Below are 18190 nucleotides of genomic sequence, written 5' to 3'. Positions count from 1 at the left end.
CCCCATCACCCGAGCAGCGACCCGAAGGGCCACCACCATGGACGCCACGACCACGACCACGTCCGCATCGCCCAGCCGGCGCCACTCACCGTGGCTGACCGCCGCCTGGATCGGGCTACTCACCCTCGGCGGCCTCTACGTCTTCGGCGCGACCAACGACCTGATCGCCGACGCCCGCACCGGCCTACCCGTCGACCACACCGCCACCTTCACCGCCGTCACCGCCACCAGCTGGAGCACCGCCCAACACACAGACCCCGGCGTCACCGGCTACGTGACGCTCCTGGAACGCGGCTACGCCCTGCACGAACTCGTCTTCGCGTTCCTGTTCCTGATCATCGTGGCCGTCCCGTTCCGCCGCCGGCAACCATGGGCCTGGTGGGCGTGCTGGATCCCCACCATCGCCAACGCCGGCTACACCCTCAGCTTCGGCGCCCACGACACCACGATCCTGTACCGCAGCCTGATCGCCCTCATCGGACTACCGCTCCTGCTCCTGGTACACATCCCCGCGTTCCTCACCCGCCATCGCCAGCCCCAATAGCCACGACCTACGTCTTCGTCGTTCGCCTCACCGCTCTGCGGCCCACGTACCTATGCTCGCCACCGGACGAGCGGCAGTCGACAACGAGCAACCCGACAGCGGACTTGCCGAATGAACGGGTGGCGGGAGCCACAGCCCGGCGTTGACGTGGTCGACGAGCAGGATCCGCCCGTCCGCGGCGACCGGCACCACGTAGGACACCAGGTGCTGCGGCGGGGACGCTGGTTTCACCCGGCGGAACACGTCGTCCGTGCTCGCCAGCCAGGCCAGCGCTGCGGCGCCGAGCTCGTCGAGCGGTGAGAACCGGGACACCAGGTCATGGACGACCGCTACGGACTCACGCATCCGGGAATGCTGCCACGAGCGTCGCGGCGTTGTAGAACCGGCGCGCGTTGTTTGCGGCATGACCGCGCAGCCGATCAAGCGATCCCAACGGCCGGGCCGCCCACGATCGGCGGCACAACGGAAACCTGACGCCACCCTTCTGTTACGAGCGCTCCGCGGCATGGGCAGTCGGCAAGCCTGAGGAGTTGGCTCGAACTCAGGTATGGCAGCAGCCGGACTATCCGCCTGATCCACGGAGAGTGATGGCGCCTCTGCGGCCGACGCACTCGGACGGCGGCATAGCGTGCACTGAGGCTGTTTAGTATCGGGCAGGCTCGACAACTTCGGGAGCACGCATGCGGGACCTCAACGCCACGTTGACGCCGGCCGGGCGCCGTCAGGCGGCGGCGCTGGCCGGTGTGCGGTACGCGGCACTGACCGTCGGCATGCCGCCCGTACGCGGGCTTGGCCACGTCGACGCCCACCTGCGTCGGTTTCTCGAAGCGCTTGCCGCCGAGGTGCTTTCGCTCGGTGACCCGGCGGTGGTTGGCGAGCTGAAGCGGCGTGTCGAGGGGTACCTCGACGCCTTCGACGAATATGAGGAGGTGCCGACCGGCGTCGGCTACTACCCGTACGAGTGCGTGATGCAGCTGCTCAGGGCAACGGAGGTGCTTTCCGGGCGGCCGCTCGCTGCGCGGTCGTTTGACAACTTGTGGGAGTACGGCGAGCGGTTCGCGGGACACGTCGACTGGGAGTTGGAGCGCAGTGGGGTCGCGCACGACCTGGGGCAGCCGTTCGAGTCGGCGGAGCGCGACATTTGGCTCGCGCACGTCCGACTGACGGGCGCGGACGACGACGCGTACTACGGGGTGCGTGGCCTCGGTGAGCGCTTCGTCCGGGCGGCGGTCGACAGCCTCGCCGCGGTCTATCGGGCGTAGGGCCAGCTCTGCGAGCCCGAGCCCTTCCAGGATTCCGCCAAGTTCCTCGGCACAGGCCTCGTGGCGAATACGTCCTAACGCGAGAGAAGTGCCTGCTGATACATCCGCTCATCAAACAAGATCGGGTGCGCGCTCATCGGCCAGAGTCGTGCGCCTGTGGGACAGGTCGACGGCCGGGCCGGACTCCCCGGAGAGTGACGGGCGCTCTGCGGCCACGCGCGAGGTCAGCGGCAGATCCGTGCGGCGTGCCGGCATGTCGTCTGGTCCTGATCCGGTGGCGGAAATCGGATGGCGGTACGGCCCGGGCCGTTGTAACTTCTCTGAAGCCGTGGCAATGCGAGGAGGTGAGACCCATGACGCTGTACGCACGTGGGTGCTCCCTACCGGTCCACACGGCTGGCGGTTGACGTAGGAGTCACCGGGAGCGCCCGATCATTGCGGCACTCCCGAAGGGCAAGTCCTATGAAATCTATGCGTTTCACCACGAAGGCTTCATCGAACGGCGTCGTCGAACGCGAGTTCACCCTCGGCGACATCACCGGGGTGCAATGGTCCCCGGAAACCTCCACCAACCGCGCGCCCCTGGTGTTGATGGGTCATGGTGGCGGCCTGCACAAGAAGACACCCGGCCTGGTGGCCCGGGCCCAGGAGGCCGTGACCAGCTGGGGCTTCATCGTTGTCGCCATCGATGCCCCTGGACACGGTGATCGCGTCCGCACCGGCGAGGACGAACAGGCTCGTGGTGACCTGCGGCAGGCTGCGACGGCAGGCGATACCGAGCGCTTCGCGTCGGTCAGCATGCGCTACATGGACTCGTTGGCCGAGCGTGCGGTACCCGAGTGGCGGGCGGTCCTGGACGCGTTCCAGGAGTTGCCCGAGATAGGCGCCGACGCGCCGATCGGCTATGGCGGTGGCATGTCGCTGGGCAGCGCGATCGGCGTGCCGCTGGCGGCGGCAGAGCCGCGGATCGCCGCTGCCGTCTTCGGCGGCGGGTTCTTCGTGTCCGAGGCGGTGCTTGAGGCGGCGCGACGGATCACTGTTCCGATCCAGTTCCTGCTCCCGCTGGACGAAGAGAACGTCGACCGCGGATCTGTTCTCGCGTTGTTCGACGCCTTCGCGTCGAAGGACAAGACGTTGCTCGCCAACCCGGGCACGCATCGCGCGATGCGGTGGGTCGGCGTCGACAAGGAGTTCCTGACCCGGCAGCTCAGTCAGACCGGCGCTTCGCCGGTCTAACCCGACAAGTATCGGCGTCCGGGTGCCCACCCGGACGCCGACACCAGCACCCAGCCCACGGTCCGACATCCGCTCATCGGCTTCGAGCGGAAGCCCTGCCGCAGAAGCTCGACCACTCGTTGTCACGATGGATCGAGCGCCGGCGAGCGCGGTCGGCGGCATAGCGGATGCCATGCCGCACACTGTTGATCGTGTGGTTGGGGGGCGACGGTCACGGCGTAGCGTTGCGTGTAGTTGGATACCAGTTCCCGGATGCGGACGCTCCAGCCCAACGCTTCAGCTGGCACATGCTCGAGGGAAGCGCGACTTGCGTCGACGGTTCCTGGCAGTTTCGCTACCCAGCGTTGACATGTGATGAGTCACCGCGGGTCGGTGGATGGCTGCGCAATGTCGCGGCAGGTTGCGTGATGGCCGTCGCCGTAGGAGACAGTGGATCATCGGCCGAGCTGGCGTTTACCGAGCCCAACCTGTCGTTGGCGGCGTTCCCATCTGGTCGGGCCACCGCGATGCTCGACATCGGCCTGGCCCTGGAGTTCGCGCCGCCTTGGTGGTCTGGACATGGGGCCGATGCACCGTACGTGATCAGGTGCGAAATGAACCGCGAGCAACTCATGCAAGCGGCCGCGGATTGGGAAGCTGAGATCGGGCCGTATCCCGACCGCTGACAACGCAACGAAGCCGGTTTGCGGCATAGCGGATGCCCCAGCATTCGCGCTTGGCGTTCGCGGTGTCGGCTGAGGCGGGCGATCTTGGTCGTCTTGTTTTGTGAGACTCGTTCGGTTAGAGATGTCTCGTGCCTGCGAGCCGTGATCCGCTGTCGGGGCTCGGGGAGGTTCCGTGGGACAGGCTGTATGGCCTGGACGGCTCGTCGAGCCGGGTGCCGTCGTGGCTGTGGACGTTGTCGGCAGCGGACGCGTCAGACCGGGAGGAGGCGCACGCCGACCTGGCCGGGCACATCTGCGGGCAGGGGCGGTGGCCGGTCAGCGCGGTGGTGGTGCCGTTTCTGGTCGGCCTCGTCGACGAGGCCACGACCCCGAACCGGGCGGATCTGTTGGACACGCTGGCCAGCACGGTGCTGGGCGACTGGGACATCGTCGCGTTGCCATTCTGCGCCGAGACGTTCTACCCACAAGCCGACGACCTGACCGATGAGCAGGAGCAGCGGCTGATCCAGTGGTTGTATCACCAGGACGGTACCGACGCGGACGAGCCGTTCTTCTGGGACCTTTCCGGCCCCGATCGCTGGGCGTACCGTGCGTACCAGGCCTGCGCCGAACGTTCCGCGACCGTCGCGCGGTGGGTCAGCGACCCCGATGACGAGGTTGCGGCCCGCGCGGCGGCGTTGCTGGCCTGGTTGCCGCCGACCAGGTGGGCCGTCGATGCGTTGCTGGCCGCGGAAGGTCGATTGGTGCAGGCCAGCGCCAACCTTGCCCTGGCCACCCTGCACGTCCGTGATCGGCGCATCGATGAGCGACTGCACCAGTGCTTGCATGCCGATGACGGCTGCGTCGCGGCGACCGCTGCCGTCGCCCTGTCGTACCGGCACGGTCCAAACGTGTCCGCCACGGTACGACGCATACTCGCCGACGCCGCCGAGCCGGACCTGCCGCAGCCGGCGCGCTTGGCCGGCTGGGATGACCGCCGCCCGCCATGGGAGAGCCGCGCGCTGCGGTACTTCGCCTCGACCGCGCTGGCCCGCGCCGGGCGAGCGGATCTGCCGTGGAGCCTGGTGGTCGGCTTCACGCCACGTACGCCGACCGACAAGGACGACGTCAACGCCGCCCTCGCTGGACAGGACGCCATCATCATCACGTCGCACGGATACGACGGATCAGACCTCATCATTCGCCTCGAGACGACCCGTCCCATGCCCCGAGAACACGCGCTACGGCTCGTTGCTCGCCTGTTGCGTGGCGCCGGCCTGCCGGAAACGACCTCTGTCGACATTACGGAGACCGGTGAACGGTTCTGTCTGACTGACATCCCCTGAAGCAGCGACCCATAGGCCACCAACGCGCTACTCGGCGGTGGACGTGCCGCGGCTGTGGTCCGTGGAGGTGACCCCGGGACTGCGCGCATGGCGGACTCACATGCCGCATAGCAGCAGGCACATGAACGACCTGCTCCAAGACGGGCATTCCCTCCGCTAGCACGCGCAGGGCATCGATGCTGCGGGGCAACGAACCGGCTCGACGCCACGAAGCGTGACGACCTCCGAGCCGACCGCGCGCAAGACCTGCGGCATGAGCGCGAATCCGATCTTGCTTCTATTGATGGCGCCGCGGCGAATGAAGCCCCGTACCTTCAGGGCGTGGACATCTACCTGCTGCGGCACGTGCGGCACGCCCCCTTTTGTGACGGAAGACCGACTCGCCACCGCAACGAAGAGGGCACGTTGGAATGGGACGAAGAGGACGGTGACGACCTGAAGATCCTCGGGGCCTACTCCACACAGCACAAGGCTGAGGAGCGGGTTGTCAGTGCACGATCGTTGCCCGGCTTTCGTGACGAGCCTGACTGCTTCCTGATTGATCACTACACGCTCGACGAAGACCGGTGGACCGATGGCTTCGCCACCATTCCACGGGTCGACCAGGCGGGCCGCGACGGTTGATCGCCGGCAGCGGCCCCATAACGCCTGCATCGGCGGCAGCACACCGGACTCAGCCAATGCGGTACACCGCCGATGGATGCAGCTGTCGGCGCCGCGTGAAAACTGGGCTGTAGTCGTCGCAACCTGCTCAGCTTTCAACCGTCGTTGACAGCAGCCGATCGATCTGATCGAGCGCATGTCAGCTGCACCACCGGATCGCGGCAGATCAGGATGTACAAAGCCGGTTGTGGTTCCCCTCGTAACGTGGAGGCCAGAACTTGAGGGATAGAGGTTCATGGCTGAGACGAGACGTCGGTTCGATCCGGAGTTCCGTGCGGGTGCGGTCCGGATCGTGCGGGAGACTGGGAAGTCGATCGCGCAGGTAGCGCGTGATCTGGGGATCAACAGCGGCACCCTGGCCAACTGGGTGCACCAGGATCGTGCGGCGCTTGGCGAAGCGGCTGCCGGGCTGCTGGCCGAGGACGAGCGGGCTGAGCTCGCGCGGTTGCGGCGGGAGAACGCCGAGCTGGCGACGGAGCGTGATGTCCTCAAGCGATCCGTGGTCCTGTGGGTCAAGGAAGCGACGGGCCGGTGAGCGTGGCCGCCTTCATCGCTGCCCAGAGGGCCGAGCATGACGTGCCGCACGCGGTGGCCTGCCGGGCCCTGGGGGTGTCCGAGTCGTGGTTCTACAAGTGGAGGGACCGGCCGCCGACACCCCGCCAGGACCGTAGGGCCGGGTTGACGGACGCGGTCCGGCGCGTCTTTGACGCCTCGGGCGGCAGCACCTACGGCAGCCCGCGTATCGGCCTCCAGGTGCGGGCGCAGGGCTGGCGGGTGTCGGACAACACGATCGCGGCGCTGATGGCCGAACTCGGCCTGGTCGCCCGGGTCAAACGGCGCCGGCGTGGGCTGACCCGGCAGGGCAAGCGATCAGCCGCCCCGGACCTGATCAAGCGGAAGTTCACCGCGCCCGCGCCGGACGTGGCCTGGTGCGGCGACATGACCGAGATCGTCACCGACGAGGGCAAGCTCTACCTCGCCACCGTCATCGACCTGTACTCCAGGCGCATCCTCGGCTACGCCATGGGCGACCGGCACGACGCCGGCCTGGTCGTCGCAGCGCTGAACATCGCCGCAGTCACCCGCGGCGGCGACGTCACCGGCGTGATTTTTCACAGCGACCGGGGCAGTGAATACTGCTCGGCCGACTTCGCCCGGGCCTGCGCCCGCTGGAAGGTGCGCCAGTCGATGGGCCGCGTCGGGTCGTGCTTCGACAACGCCGTCGCCGAGGCCACCTTCTCCACCATCAAGGTCGAGTACGTGCATCGGCGGCAGTTCCGCACCCGCGCCGAGGCACGACTCAAGATCGCCACCTGGATCACCGACTTCTACAACCACCGCCGCCGGCACTCCGTCTGCGACGGCCTCTCACCTATCGACTACGAACGATCAACAGCTTGGCCGCTGGAGGCTCAAGCCGCATAACGGAGTCCTCCACGATTCCAGGGGATTGACATCGGGCGGGCAGCGCTGCGAGTCCTAGCCGCGATCAACCAGTACTTACCGTAGGGTCTCCCGCGGTCCACTCGCGTGGCGACCAGCGCTCGCGCGCGACAGCGAGTCGCCCATAACAGCCATTTCGGTGCGCGGCTCGGCGCCCAGCAGCTGCTCGAACGTCGGCGCAGGCGAACGCCGGCTCACCGCTCAAGCATCCCCGATCTTGCGCACGGCTTATGCAACAGCGCCTGGACCTTCCGGTTTGCCCGTTGATGCCTGGACATCGAGGAGCTATGTGGACGCTTGGGTGATCGACGATGCTGTGGCGAGGCCTTCGGCTGGATTGAAGAAATCCTCCATCTGCTCTTCGCTGGGAAAGCCATGCCAGGTGATCCGCACGTGGCTCCCGCCTACGTCGGTCGGTGGGCGGTTTAGTAGCGCCAGAATCCGTTCAATACGCCGGACACGTTCGGCACTGTCGACAAGCTGCCGGTCGAGGTGGTAACGGGTGTCGTCGAGCGGGCCTCGACCAGGACGGGTGGTACGGGTCATGTCGTCCATGGCGGCATCACGACGCACGGTCAACTTTGTGTGGGTGTCACGCTGACGACGCAGCTCCCGCTCCGCGACATTGATCATGTCGAACAGCGCCAACCGATGGACCACGAGTTCGCGGATCCTGTGGGCGGGCGGCGCGGCGCTGTCGCTGGCCTGTAGCACGGTGGCGTCACTGACTGGAGCGTCCAGATACCGGCGTGCGTACCACAGCAGCGTCTGCGGCTGGGCCAGCACCAGCGGCACACCCGCGGCTTGGCGGGCCTCAGCCTGCAACGCCGGCAGCGCGCACATGGTCCGGCCCTTGATGGTCAGGAACCAGTCGCCCTTGTCGTCACTGGTCACGAACAGCAGCGGCAGGCCACGCCGTCGGGCCTCCTGCAACGACTGCGCCCACACGATGTAGTCGCCACAGGAATCGGGCTTGGCCCGGTCCTGGAAGCCCGGCGGGACCTGTTCCGCCACCCGCCGCCCAGCCTCGGCCCTCAGCTGCGCGGACTCTTCGCCACTGGGTGCTGGGCCGACCTTGCCGGCGAGGAGCTTGTCCAAGCGATGCAACACCGGGTCGTTGCTGGCCGAGCTGAGACCTCCGTCGTGACGTTGCCGCAGCTGCTCCAATGTGTCTGTGATCGCGGTGAAGCCGTCCGTCAGGTGTGTGAGCAGCAGGTCACGGGTGGCGTCGTCAATGGCCACCCGGTTCACCAGAGTGCGAATCTTCTGACCGAGCTTGTCCTCGGTGACCGCCCGGTGCTCGGTGACGGCATCGATGACTTGTTGGTAGGTGGTGTCCAGGCTGGCCATCACCGTCAGCCGGTTTTTGAAGAACTCGAGTGCCACCTGGTGCGGGATCCACAACCGCTCACCGAGACGCTCAAGCACACCAAACAGATCATCCCGGGTGGCCGGGTGGAATCGGTAGCCGTCGAGCAGCACGTTCGTGTCTAGCACGACCAGTCCGTGGACTACCGCGTCCTCGACGAGCGCGTCGTCCGGGACGAGGAAATGCTCGAAACCTTCGCTGAGACCGTGCATCGCGCGATATCCCTTTCGCACGTGATCAACACACAGAGGGCACCCGTGCGGGCGCACGCGCCCGGTTCCACCTTCTTCGACACTTTTGTCGGATGCGCCGTTCTTGGGGACATGTTCCGGTCGTAGACGTTCAGTGGCGCCGCGCCCTCGGACGGCGAGCACCTGGGTGGCGGCGGCCGCCGACCTCAAGCCCGCCTCGCGACCGCCTGAATGAGTGCGGCGACGCCGGACGGGATGGCCGGAACCACCACGCCAGTCATCATGCCGCCCTTCACCCAACAGAGCAAGTGCAAATGCAGGCGCGAATGCACGTGCAGTGGATTGTGCACCCCTCACGCCAGCGTTCACGCCTCGGCGTCGTGGCTGATCAACATGACCGCCATCGCAGATGACGGCCGATTGAGGGATCGACGCGGATGGCGATCCATCGTGACCGCAAGACATCAACCTCGTCATCTGCAATCGCGTCAGCCGGTGCTGACGCGACGGCCTGTGTGACCGCACCGCGCTCGCCAACGCACGCATCGGTATCCCGCCCCAGGTGGACAGCCCGGTGTCCCGAAGCGGTGTGTTTGTGTGCGGCGGCGGGCGCGAGCCCGCCGGTCGGTCGCGGTGGCGCCGTCGAAGACGCGGCTGCGGGGCAGGCATCGTACGCGGACGGGCCAAGGTCAAGCGGGCGAGGGTCGCCCAGGAGTTCAATGTCCGCGGACGGTAGATACTCCCCCGTAGGCGGCCATTTACCGCCCCGCTAGTGCCAGGGATCTCCCCGTGGATGGCCAGATATCTCCCCGCTGATCACGTTCATGTGCTGGTCGACAAGGGTCAATCAGCACATGGTTGCCCACAACGCAAAGTCTCGGGAAGCAGGGCAGACCCTGGAGACGCGGACGCATCGGACTAGTCCGATCGACGAGTACCTGCCGAGGACCGAGGAGCTGGTGGCCCGCTCGGGTGGGCGGGTCCGGGCGGACGTGGTGCGACTCGCCAGTCGGGCGGGCGTCGAGTCCGAGTCCACAGTGGATACATCGAAACTTCTGCATATGATGTGCCCTCGTCGAGCACGGCGGGGACAGGCCGGCGCCACGACAGCGACCACCTCGGTGGGCGTCACCATTGGGCTGGGCACCCAAACCGGGCGGTGACAGGCTCTTTCCGGCGTAGCGCCGGAGAGAGCCTTCGTCCCACCTTCAGTGCTCGCGCCGGTCAAACGCCAGCGAAAAGTGGTAGCTTCGCTCCGGTTGCTTGGCCCGGAGATAGGTCCGCGCACGTCGCCCCGGCATCCGCCACGGCTTGCCCATCGTTCTGTGCTACTACCGTCCGTGCGGGCAGTGGACCGCGTTGTCGACGGAGGCGCCGTGCCGGCCTCGAGATCGCAGCTCTTGTGGATGACCAGCGTGGCGGGGTCGGTCCTTGCCGCGCAGGCGGTCCAGCTTGCCTGGGCGAGCGTTGGGCCACGATCACCGACGACGGTCTGCAGTTCGCCGCCGGCGCGGGGCCGTCCACCGCGATCGCAATGTGTTCCGGCGGTGATCGGATGTCGCGCACGCCGCGAGCATCAACCGAACAGAACCGGCACGTCTGCCTTGGCCATCACCGTCAGGAATGATGCTTCGCCGCCGCGCCTCGCGTAGACCAGCGGCTACGGATGTGCGCTTCCGGAGCACAAAACCGTCCGTAACGACACGCTGGGACCCTTGTTTACCAGGGTTATAACTCTTCGAAAGCATCTGACTACGGATCAGATGCTTTCGACGGCGGATTGCGCTGCACGCGGTAACTAGCGCCGCTCTCCATGGGCGACTTAATTTACGACGTAAACCGCCAGCCACGAATTGCTTGGCTCCGTAACAAGTCAATGCGATACCGCCTTGACGGGACAAGCTGGGACCCATGCGCGAGATGGTTGCCGCTGGATGAAATTTGGACGCGGCCAGCCGATCACCCACGGAGCACCCGGAGATTGGGGGTGCATATGCAAACGGCTCCAACCCGGCGGTAATCGCAGGTCAGAGCCGTTTGAAGTGGTACGCCGCGTAGGACTTGAACCTACAACCCGCAGATCAAGAGCCAGCTTCGAACGTGCTTTTCCATTCTGCTGAGTCCCGCCGATCCCTGTTGTGTCCGACTCTTCCGTTTTCCAGCGCGCGGGAGTGCCGCACGGTCCAGCCCGTGCCGAGCCTGTCCTACGGCGACCGAGCACCCGTGGAGCACCCAATTGAGCGGTTCCGCTAGCGCCGCCCTGTCGGCGATGCGCAGACCTGAAGGACTTCGGACAGGTGTAAGCGCCCGCCGCCCGAGGTTCCCTGCAGGCGCCAAGGGCCCACGGCGCGGAGCGCAAGGCGCTCCATCAAGGCGGATCAGGTATGGCGCCTCCGGACTGTCCGCCTGCCCCGAGCGCGCAATATAAGTTTGGTTTATACTGTGGTCGTGTGGGAGGTCAGACTGCATCCCGAGGTTGAGGCGTGGTTCTTGGAGCTATGCCGGGCCGATCCGGTCACGTCCGACCCTGGTCGCCGAGGCGATCGATGTTCTTGCCGAACAGGGATCAGCACTCGGTCGCCCATTGGTAGATCGGCTGAAGGGCAGCCTGTATCACAACATGAAGGAGCTACGGCCGGGCTCGGCCGGCGCCACCGAAGTACGGATGATTTTTGCCTTCGATCCAGCGCGGGAAGCGGTCTTCCTGGTGGCAGGAGACAAGTCCGGCGAATGGCAGACTTGGTACCACAAGGCGATCCCGCTGGCAGACGCTCGGTTCACGGAGCATCTCACGGCGTTGAAAGAGGAGGGCGAGTCATGACTGAGGCCGCGAACTGGCGGGACGTCAAGGCGAAGGCCCGTGCCGCCGACCCCACCTGGGACAGCGCTGAGCGGGTGGCTCGCCGTCGGCAGATGCGCGAGCAGATGCTCGCCTCGGTTAGCGGCGCGCAACTCGCCGAGATCCGCCAGCAACTTGGGCTGACCCAAGTGCAGTTGGCGGAGGCTACCGGGCTGACGCAGGCCAGGATCAGCCAGATCGAGAACGGTGACGCCGTCGCGCTGGAGACGTTGCGCGCCTATGTCGTCGGGCTCGGGGGTCACCTCGACATCGTCGCTCGCATCGGCAACATCCAGCTCAACGTGGCCTGACCGGAGTCCTTGGCCCCGACGCGTGTCTGACCGAACTGCGAGTGCGGCACAAGCGGCGGCCGACGTTCCTGAAGACGTTGGACACGGCCGGGTTCTGGCCGTCGGCTACCAGCGGCAGAGTTGCTCGACCGTGTCGATCCCGGCGGCGCCGAGCAAGCGGGCGTACGCCTGAGAGACATCGGGGAGGGCGTCGTACTCGCATTCACCTTCGACTGCGGCGCACTCGCCGATACCGCCGCCATACGGCTCCCCGTCGACGAGCTGTCGACCTGGGCCTTCTTGGAGCCCGGCGACGCCATGATCCGACTCCCCGCCAACGTTGCGGTTGCCGAAAACTTTATCCGTGCAGGTCACGCGGCGTGTTCGTACTCGTGGAGGACGCCGCCAAGGCGATCGCGTCTTCGGATGTCGAGGCTGTCGAGCCGGGTCAGCCTGTCCGGGTCAGCGCCCGGTCACTGGGGTGAAACTGTGGCTTCTGGGAGCCGAGTTGCCGCTGCAACACGCTGAGCTGGTGGCGCAACGCGAGGCTCTCCGCGTCCTTGTCCCGGTTGCTCATCGGCAGTAGGCGCAGCATGGCGAACGCGTTGGTCACGCCGAGGTAGGCCAGTCGCAGCAGCACGGCTGACATCATGCCGTGGCGATCACCAGCCGCGCGTTCGCAGCGTACGGATCGACGTCGAGCACGATGCCTGTACGCGGGCCTTCACCAGGGCGGATGAGGTTTTCGGCAGGCGCAGGGTGCCGCTCGGCGTGGTGACCCTGGACGACGTGCTGACCGCGGTCGTCTGCCAGTCGGTGTCGGCCTACGCCTCGAGACGGATACCCTGAGGCGGACGATCGGCGGCCCGGCCGTCGATAGCTTCGGCGCATGCTGAGTCGCCGGCAGTTCCTCGAGGTGGCGGGCGCCGCGGTGCTCACGGGACTGCGGTAAGTGCGGTTGGCGGCGCATAATCCCCGCCGTGCGCAATCGAATCCTGGCCGGCGTCACGGCATCGGTCGTGACCGTGGCCGCGGGTCTCGCCATCTCGGCGGAGCCCGCGGCCGCGCTGACGCTCAAGCCACTCATCTACGTGACCGGCAGCGGGCCGGGTCGGCTGACGGTGCTCGACGCCGACACCGGGCAGAACGTCAACGACATCGACGCCGGCCACGGTTCCGGCGAGGTGGTCCTGGTGCCGGACGCCGGCTACGCGTTCGCCGCCGACGAGAGCTTCGACACGCTCGACGCGGTGCTGCTCGGCAACAGCCGGGTCGAGCGGGAGATCCCGGTCGGCCACAGCCCCCACGGTGTGGCGGTCGACGCCTCCCGCGAGCACATCTATGTCGCCAACTGGGGCAGCAACACCGTCACGGTCGTCCGCGGCGAGGACTTCAGCGTCGGGGCGACCATCGCGGTCGGCACGAACCCGCACGGCGTCGCCACCACGCCCGACAGCAAGCACGCCTATGTCACCACCGCCGACGGCCTGCAGGTCATCGACGCCGCCACCGGCGCGGTCACGACGACGGTGCCGGTCGGCGCCCGCCCCTACGGTGTCGCGATCACCCCGGACGGCAAGCGCGCCTTGGTCACCAACTGGGGCGCCGACACGGTCTCCGTCGTCGACACCGCCACGGACACGGTCACCGCCACGATCACCGTCGGCGCCAAGCCTTACGACGTGGCCATCACGCCGGACGGCACCCGGGCCTACGTCACCGCCCAGACCACCGGCACCGTCTCGGTCATCGACACGGCGACGAACGCGGTCGCGAAGACGGTGACCGTCGCGGCCCACCCGTACGGCATCGACATCCCGCCGGACGGCAAGCACGCCTACGTCACCGCCTTCGGCAGCGGCGGCGTCGTGACCCCGATCGACACGGCCACGAACACGGCGGGCGCGAACATCCCGGTCGGCAACAACGGGCCCGGCATCGCCGCCGGCACCTACGACGCGACCACCCCGGAGCCCACAGTCGCCTTCGACAGCCCGTCCGTGGGCGCCGACTATGTGGACTTCGACACCAGCGCAACGATGCCGGGGTTGGCCCGCGTGGTCTCCTATCAGCTGAACTTCGGTGACGGCACGCCCACGGTCACCCAGACGTCGCCGCACTTCCGTCACGCCTATGCGCACGGCGGCCACTACATCGTCACCGTTTTCGCCGTCGACGCCTTCGGCCAGACCGGCTACTCCATCCCGCACGGGCTCGACGTCCAGCCGCGGGTCGGGGTGATGTCGCTGCTGTCGCTGTCGAACCTGCGATTCGTCACCGCCGAGGCGGGCGGCAGTCAGCCGCTGGTCGCCAACCGCACGTCCATCGGCGAATGGGAGCGCTTCGACGTCATCGACCTTGGCGACGGCGATGTGGCGCTCCGGTCACACGCCAACAACCTCTACCTCGGCTACGGCGGCGGCAACACGCTGATCGCCGGCACGAACGGCCGGGTCCCGTTCCGGATCGTGCCCGGCGCCAACGGCACCTTCGCCCTGCAGGACAAAGCCTTCGGCCGGTACGTGAGCAGCAACAACGGCGCCGGGCCGCTGACCGCGGACCGCACCTCCGTCGGGCCGTGGGAGCTGTTCGCCAATGCCACGACCGCTGACGTCACGATCACGGCCGGGGCCAACGGCCGGATCGTGACCGCGGAGAACGGCGGCGGCGCCCCGCTCGTCGCGAACCGCACGGCCGTCGGCACCTGGGAGACCTTCGACGTCGTCGACGCCGGCGACGGCTGGGTGGCGTTCTTCTCCCACGCGAACTACCGCTTCGTGACCGCCGAGAACCAGGGCGGCTCGCCGCTGATCGCCAACCGCGCCGCGGTCGGCAACTGGGAGCGGTTCAAGGTGGTGCGCAACGCCGACGGGACGCAGTCGCTGCTGGCGAACGCCAACGGCCGCTACGTCACCGCGGAGAACGGCGGCACGCAGCCGCTCATCGCCAACCGCACGGCGATCGGGCCGTGGGAGCAGTTCACGGGACTGCGGTGAGCGGGGTGCAGCCCGCATAATGCGTCCGTGCGCAACCCCTTCATCGCCGGACTGACGGCGGCGGCGGTCGGTGCGTCGGTGGCCCTGGTGGCCATCGCCGAGCCGGCCGCCGCCGCCACGCCAAGGCCGGTCATCTACGTCGCCGCCGCCTCGTCGCTCACCACCGGGGTGCTCGACGGGGCGACCTACCGCGACGTCAACACCCTCACCGCCGGCGGCGGCGAGGGCGAGATCGCTCACAACCCCGCCGAAGGCCTGACGTTCGTGGCGAGCGGCAACTACGGCATCTCCGTGATCGAGGCCGCCACGAGCCGGCTGCTCTACAGCGCCATGGTCGGCGCCGACCCTCGCGGCGTGGCCGTAGCGCCGAACGGCCGGGCGGCCTACGTCGCCGACTTCGGCAGCAATGACGTATACCTCCTCGACGGCCGCGGCTATCCCGCCGGACGCCACCCAGTCGGGGCCGGCCCGCAGGACGTCGTCGTCAGCCCGGACAACCTGCGCCTTTACGTCACCACCGCGGCCGGCGTGCAGGTCGTCGACGCCAACCGGTTCACCGTCACCGCGACCATCCCGGCCGGCACCCGTCCGTACGGCATCGCGCTCACCCCGGACGGGAAGCGTGCCTACGTCACCGACTACGGCACCGACAACGTCTCGGTCATCGACACCACCACCAACACGGTCACCTCGACGATCACGGTCGGCGCCAAGCCCTACGACGTGGCCCTCACGCCCGACGGCAAGCGGGCCTACGTCGTGAACTCGGCCGCGAACACGGTCTCGGTCATCGACACCACGTCCGGCAGCGTGATTGCCACGGTGCCGGCCGGCCCCGACCCGCACCGCGTCGCGATGGCCCCGGACGGCCGGCACGCCTACGTCACCACGACGGGCGGCGGCGGCCGGCTGATCGCGATCGATACCGCCGGCAACACCGCGGCCGCCCCGGTCGCCCTGGGCTTCCCGGCCATCGGCGTCGCCGTCGGGCTCGTCGACCCGGCCGGGCCGCAGGTAGTCCTCGACGTCTCGACCAGCGAGGGCGACAACCTGGTCTACGCACACACCTGGGGCACGAAGTCCGGGCTGGCCCGCCTCTCGACCTACACGATCGACTTCGGCGACGGCACCGTCGTCGGCGGCGCCTACGACAACCCGAACCTCGGCGCCGGCCACACCTACGCCGCCCCGGGCGCCTACACGGTCACGCTGACGCTCACCGACGTCGACGGCCGGGTGGGCAGCACGAGCCGGCCTGTGCGGATCACGACGTTCGTGCGCTCGACGGCGCTGCTGTCGTTGTCGAACCTGCGCTACGTCACCGCCGAGGACCAGGGCCGCCGCCCGGCGATCGCCAACCGGACCGCGGTCGGCGCCTGGGAGGGCCTGGAGCTCTTCGACTACGGCGGCGGCGCGGTCGCGCTCCGCTCGAAGGCCAACGGCCTCTTCCTGTGGGTCGACCCGGACACGAAACAGCTGATCGCGTACCGCACCGAACCGATGCCATTCGACCTGCTGAAGGCCCCGAACGGCGTGCTGAGCCTGCGCGATCCCGCCACCGGCATGTACGTCAGCAGCAACAACGGCGCCGGCCCACTGACCGCGGACCGGCCTGCGATCGGCCCGTGGGAAAAGTTCAGTGCCGTCCTCGGTACCGCGAACGCCGCCCTCCTGGGCGTGAAGGGCTATGTCACCGCCGAGGCCGGAGGTACTCAGCCCCTGCGCTCCGACCGTTCCCAGATCGGCCAGTGGGAGACCTTCGACCTGATCGACGCGGGCGACGGCCAGGTCGCGTTCCTCGCGCACGCGAACTACCGGTTCGTCACGGCGGAGAACGGCGGCGCGGCACCGCTGATCGCCAACCGCACGGCCGTCGGCGACTGGGAGAAGTTCAGGATCGTCGACAACCCGCTGGGCCTCGGCAGCAAGGCCCTCGTGGCGGCCGCCAACGGCCGGTACGTGACAGCGGAGAACTCAGGCTGGCTGCCCCTGATCGCCAACCGCACCCAGGCGGGCGACTGGGAACGCTTCTGGTTCGAGTACCACTGACGAACGGCCAAGATCGGCGCCGGGGACAACGCCCCCGGCGCCGATCTTGCATGATCGCGCCGTGCAGAAGCCTCATCTCGTAAGGCTCACCGCAACCGTGTGGGGTGTCTTTACTTCGCTTCAGTGCTGACCTGGACTTCTATGCGGCTCGTTCGTACTCGTTGACGAGGCCGCCGAGGATCGGTCGGCGTTTGATCCGTTCCTGGGTTAGATCGACTGTTGGGCGTTCAGATCGGGGTTGTTGCAACTCCAGGGCGCGGTGAGGTCTCCATCCGTTGTAGTGGGGCGTAGTCGGCCAGGACCCTGCGGAGGTGCTGTCCGCTGAAGATCAGCATCCGGTCGGTGACCTCCGTCCTGATGGTGCGCACGAATCGTTCGGCGTGGGCGTTCGCGCGGGGACACCGGGGTGGAATCTTGACGGCGGTGGTCCCGGCATCGGCGAGGGTGGCGTCGAAGACGGTGGTGAACTGTCCGGCCCGGTCGCGGATGAGGATCGTGAACTGGCTGGCGCGTTCGCCCAGATCCATGAGCAGGTTCCGGATCTGCTGAACGGTCCACGGTCCGTCCGGATTGGTGGTGATCCCGAGGATGTGCACGTAGCGGGTTCCGACCTCCATCACGAAGAACACGTACCACCCGCGCAGCGTGACCGCGCAGTCGACGTGGAAGAAGTCGCAGCTCAGCGTGGTCGATGCCTGGGTGCGCAGGAACCGTCGCCACGTGGTGTGATCGCTGCGGGTCGGTGCCGGCGGGATCCCGGCTCGGTTCAGGACTCTGCGGATCGTCGATGCGTCGACCCGGTGGCCCAGCGCCAGGAGCTCGCCGCGGATCCGCTGATATCCCCAGCCTGGGTTGTCCCTGGCCATCTGCCCGATGAGCGTGGCGACAACGGGATCCAGGGGTGGGCGTCCCGGCTTGTTCGGATAGGTCCAATGCACCGCGACGAGTCGGCGATGCCAGGCCAGAACCGTGGCCGGAGTGACCAGCCGATGCAACCGCAGCACTCGCGGGAGTCGCCGGATCAACGCGGCGAGAACGAACCGATCAGCCCAGTCCAGCTTCGGTGTGGGATTGCCCCGTCGCAGGACCGCGTTCTCGTGCCGCAGGACGAGAATCTCTGCTTCCAGGCTCGCACGGCTTCGTCCAAGGATGGTCACCCCGTCGAGGAGCCGGCAGAATGCAAGGTAGAACACTCGCATCGACACAGCCCCGATCATGCCGACATCCTGACAGGACGTCACGTCCACCCAGGTCAGACACCATGACCGAGTAAAGACACCCCACAGGCCGCCCTCGCCGGCCGAGGCGATCACTGGTG

Annotated in this window: 17 protein-coding genes; 12 read left to right on the top strand and 5 right to left on the bottom strand. The window is 67.6% G+C overall.

Annotated features, from left to right (window positions below):
* Window positions 1-37 precede the first annotated feature (37 nt).
* Window positions 38-544 carry a hypothetical protein gene (locus ACPPVO_RS54075; RefSeq protein WP_426507309.1) on the top strand — a complete coding sequence of 169 codons (507 nt, stop codon included), beginning with the start codon at window positions 38-40 and terminating at the stop codon, window positions 542-544.
* A 27-nt stretch (window positions 545-571) separates the two neighbouring features.
* Here ACPPVO_RS54075 and ACPPVO_RS54070 read toward each other — a convergent pair whose 3' ends face one another.
* On the bottom strand, window positions 572-889 hold the full coding sequence (locus tag ACPPVO_RS54070; protein ID WP_426507308.1) for a hypothetical protein: 318 nt from the start codon (window positions 887-889) through the stop codon (window positions 572-574).
* A 335-nt stretch (window positions 890-1224) separates the two neighbouring features.
* On the opposite strand from ACPPVO_RS54070, the gene ACPPVO_RS54065 reads away from it, so the two are divergent.
* From ACPPVO_RS54065 to ACPPVO_RS54035, 7 genes are all read left to right on the top strand, one after another.
* Window positions 1225-1806 (top strand): hypothetical protein, encoded by a 582-nt coding sequence (locus tag ACPPVO_RS54065; protein WP_426507307.1) that lies wholly within the window; start codon window positions 1225-1227, stop codon window positions 1804-1806.
* A gap of 471 nt (window positions 1807-2277) precedes the next feature.
* Window positions 2278-3042: an alpha/beta hydrolase gene (locus ACPPVO_RS54060; protein ID WP_426507306.1), complete on the top strand. Its 765-nt coding sequence runs from the start codon at window positions 2278-2280 to the stop codon at window positions 3040-3042.
* Window positions 3043-3209: 167 nt separating this feature from the next.
* Window positions 3210-3707, top strand: a complete 498-nt coding sequence (locus ACPPVO_RS54055; protein WP_426507305.1) for a WapI family immunity protein — start codon at window positions 3210-3212, stop codon at window positions 3705-3707.
* A 128-nt stretch (window positions 3708-3835) separates the two neighbouring features.
* The gene (locus tag ACPPVO_RS54050; RefSeq protein WP_426507303.1) at window positions 3836-5032 is read left to right on the top strand and encodes a hypothetical protein; all 1197 of its coding nucleotides are present in this window, start codon (window positions 3836-3838) and stop codon (window positions 5030-5032) included.
* Window positions 5033-5353: 321 nt separating this feature from the next.
* Complete coding sequence (locus ACPPVO_RS54045) at window positions 5354-5656, top strand: DUF7336 domain-containing protein (protein WP_426507301.1); 303 nt, start codon at window positions 5354-5356, stop codon at window positions 5654-5656.
* A gap of 274 nt (window positions 5657-5930) precedes the next feature.
* Window positions 5931-6230, top strand: a complete 300-nt coding sequence (locus ACPPVO_RS54040) for a transposase (RefSeq protein WP_426507299.1) — start codon at window positions 5931-5933, stop codon at window positions 6228-6230.
* Entirely contained in the window at window positions 6227-7120 is an 894-nt protein-coding gene (locus tag ACPPVO_RS54035; RefSeq protein ID WP_426507297.1) for an IS3 family transposase, read from the top strand. Before ACPPVO_RS54040 ends, ACPPVO_RS54035 begins: the two co-directional genes overlap by 4 nt.
* A 303-nt stretch (window positions 7121-7423) precedes the next feature.
* Here the strand turns inward: ACPPVO_RS54035 and ACPPVO_RS54030 are convergent, their stop codons facing one another.
* Window positions 7424-8719, bottom strand: a complete 1296-nt coding sequence (locus ACPPVO_RS54030) for a PIN-like domain-containing protein (protein ID WP_426507295.1) — start codon at window positions 8717-8719, stop codon at window positions 7424-7426.
* A 2455-nt stretch (window positions 8720-11174) separates the two neighbouring features.
* On the opposite strand from ACPPVO_RS54030, the gene ACPPVO_RS54025 reads away from it, so the two are divergent.
* Both ACPPVO_RS54025 and ACPPVO_RS54020 read left to right on the top strand, forming a co-directional pair.
* Window positions 11175-11519, top strand: a complete 345-nt coding sequence (locus ACPPVO_RS54025) for a type II toxin-antitoxin system RelE/ParE family toxin (RefSeq protein WP_426507293.1) — start codon at window positions 11175-11177, stop codon at window positions 11517-11519.
* Window positions 11516-11848: a helix-turn-helix domain-containing protein gene (locus ACPPVO_RS54020; protein WP_238010356.1), complete on the top strand. Its 333-nt coding sequence runs from the start codon at window positions 11516-11518 to the stop codon at window positions 11846-11848. The genes ACPPVO_RS54025 and ACPPVO_RS54020 overlap by 4 nt, the downstream gene beginning before the upstream one ends.
* Before the next feature lie 105 nt (window positions 11849-11953).
* On the opposite strand, the gene ACPPVO_RS54015 is transcribed toward ACPPVO_RS54020, so the two are convergent.
* Both ACPPVO_RS54015 and ACPPVO_RS54010 read right to left on the bottom strand, forming a co-directional pair.
* Window positions 11954-12202 carry a hypothetical protein gene (locus tag ACPPVO_RS54015; RefSeq protein WP_426507290.1) on the bottom strand — a complete coding sequence of 83 codons (249 nt, stop codon included), beginning with the start codon at window positions 12200-12202 and terminating at the stop codon, window positions 11954-11956.
* A gap of 73 nt (window positions 12203-12275) precedes the next feature.
* Window positions 12276-12467 (bottom strand): hypothetical protein, encoded by a 192-nt coding sequence (locus ACPPVO_RS54010; protein WP_426507288.1) that lies wholly within the window; start codon window positions 12465-12467, stop codon window positions 12276-12278.
* A 340-nt stretch (window positions 12468-12807) separates the two neighbouring features.
* On the opposite strand from ACPPVO_RS54010, the gene ACPPVO_RS54005 reads away from it, so the two are divergent.
* The gene (locus ACPPVO_RS54005; RefSeq protein ID WP_426507286.1) at window positions 12808-14823 is read left to right on the top strand and encodes a PKD domain-containing protein; all 2016 of its coding nucleotides are present in this window, start codon (window positions 12808-12810) and stop codon (window positions 14821-14823) included.
* Window positions 14824-14850: 27 nt separating this feature from the next.
* Window positions 14851-16872: a beta-propeller fold lactonase family protein gene (locus tag ACPPVO_RS54000; protein WP_426507284.1), complete on the top strand. Its 2022-nt coding sequence runs from the start codon at window positions 14851-14853 to the stop codon at window positions 16870-16872.
* Window positions 16873-17099: 227 nt separating this feature from the next.
* Here the strand turns inward: ACPPVO_RS54000 and ACPPVO_RS53995 are convergent, their stop codons facing one another.
* Window positions 17100-18185: an integrase core domain-containing protein gene (locus ACPPVO_RS53995; RefSeq protein ID WP_426507282.1), complete on the bottom strand. Its 1086-nt coding sequence runs from the start codon at window positions 18183-18185 to the stop codon at window positions 17100-17102.
* Window positions 18186-18190 lie beyond the last annotated feature (5 nt).

Origin of the sequence: Dactylosporangium sp. McL0621 (assembly GCF_049995355.1) — a bacterium.
In the GTDB taxonomy this organism is placed as follows: domain Bacteria; phylum Actinomycetota; class Actinomycetes; order Mycobacteriales; family Micromonosporaceae; genus Dactylosporangium.
The sequence above is the reverse complement of the archived record's forward strand: the minus strand, read 5'-3'. Positions and strand labels throughout refer to the sequence as shown.

Coding starts and splice junctions, on each gene's coding strand:
- ACPPVO_RS54075 (WP_426507309.1), top strand. CDS start 38: ATGGACGCCACGACCACGACCACGTCCGCATCGCCCAGCCGGCGCCAC.
- ACPPVO_RS54070 (WP_426507308.1), bottom strand. CDS start 889: ATGCGTGAGTCCGTAGCGGTCGTCCATGACCTGGTGTCCCGGTTCTCA.
- ACPPVO_RS54065 (WP_426507307.1), top strand. CDS start 1,225: ATGCGGGACCTCAACGCCACGTTGACGCCGGCCGGGCGCCGTCAGGCG.
- ACPPVO_RS54060 (WP_426507306.1), top strand. CDS start 2,278: ATGCGTTTCACCACGAAGGCTTCATCGAACGGCGTCGTCGAACGCGAG.
- ACPPVO_RS54055 (WP_426507305.1), top strand. CDS start 3,210: ATGCCATGCCGCACACTGTTGATCGTGTGGTTGGGGGGCGACGGTCAC.
- ACPPVO_RS54040 (WP_426507299.1), top strand. CDS start 5,931: ATGGCTGAGACGAGACGTCGGTTCGATCCGGAGTTCCGTGCGGGTGCG.
- ACPPVO_RS54030 (WP_426507295.1), bottom strand. CDS start 8,719: ATGCACGGTCTCAGCGAAGGTTTCGAGCATTTCCTCGTCCCGGACGAC.
- ACPPVO_RS54020 (WP_238010356.1), top strand. CDS start 11,516: ATGACTGAGGCCGCGAACTGGCGGGACGTCAAGGCGAAGGCCCGTGCC.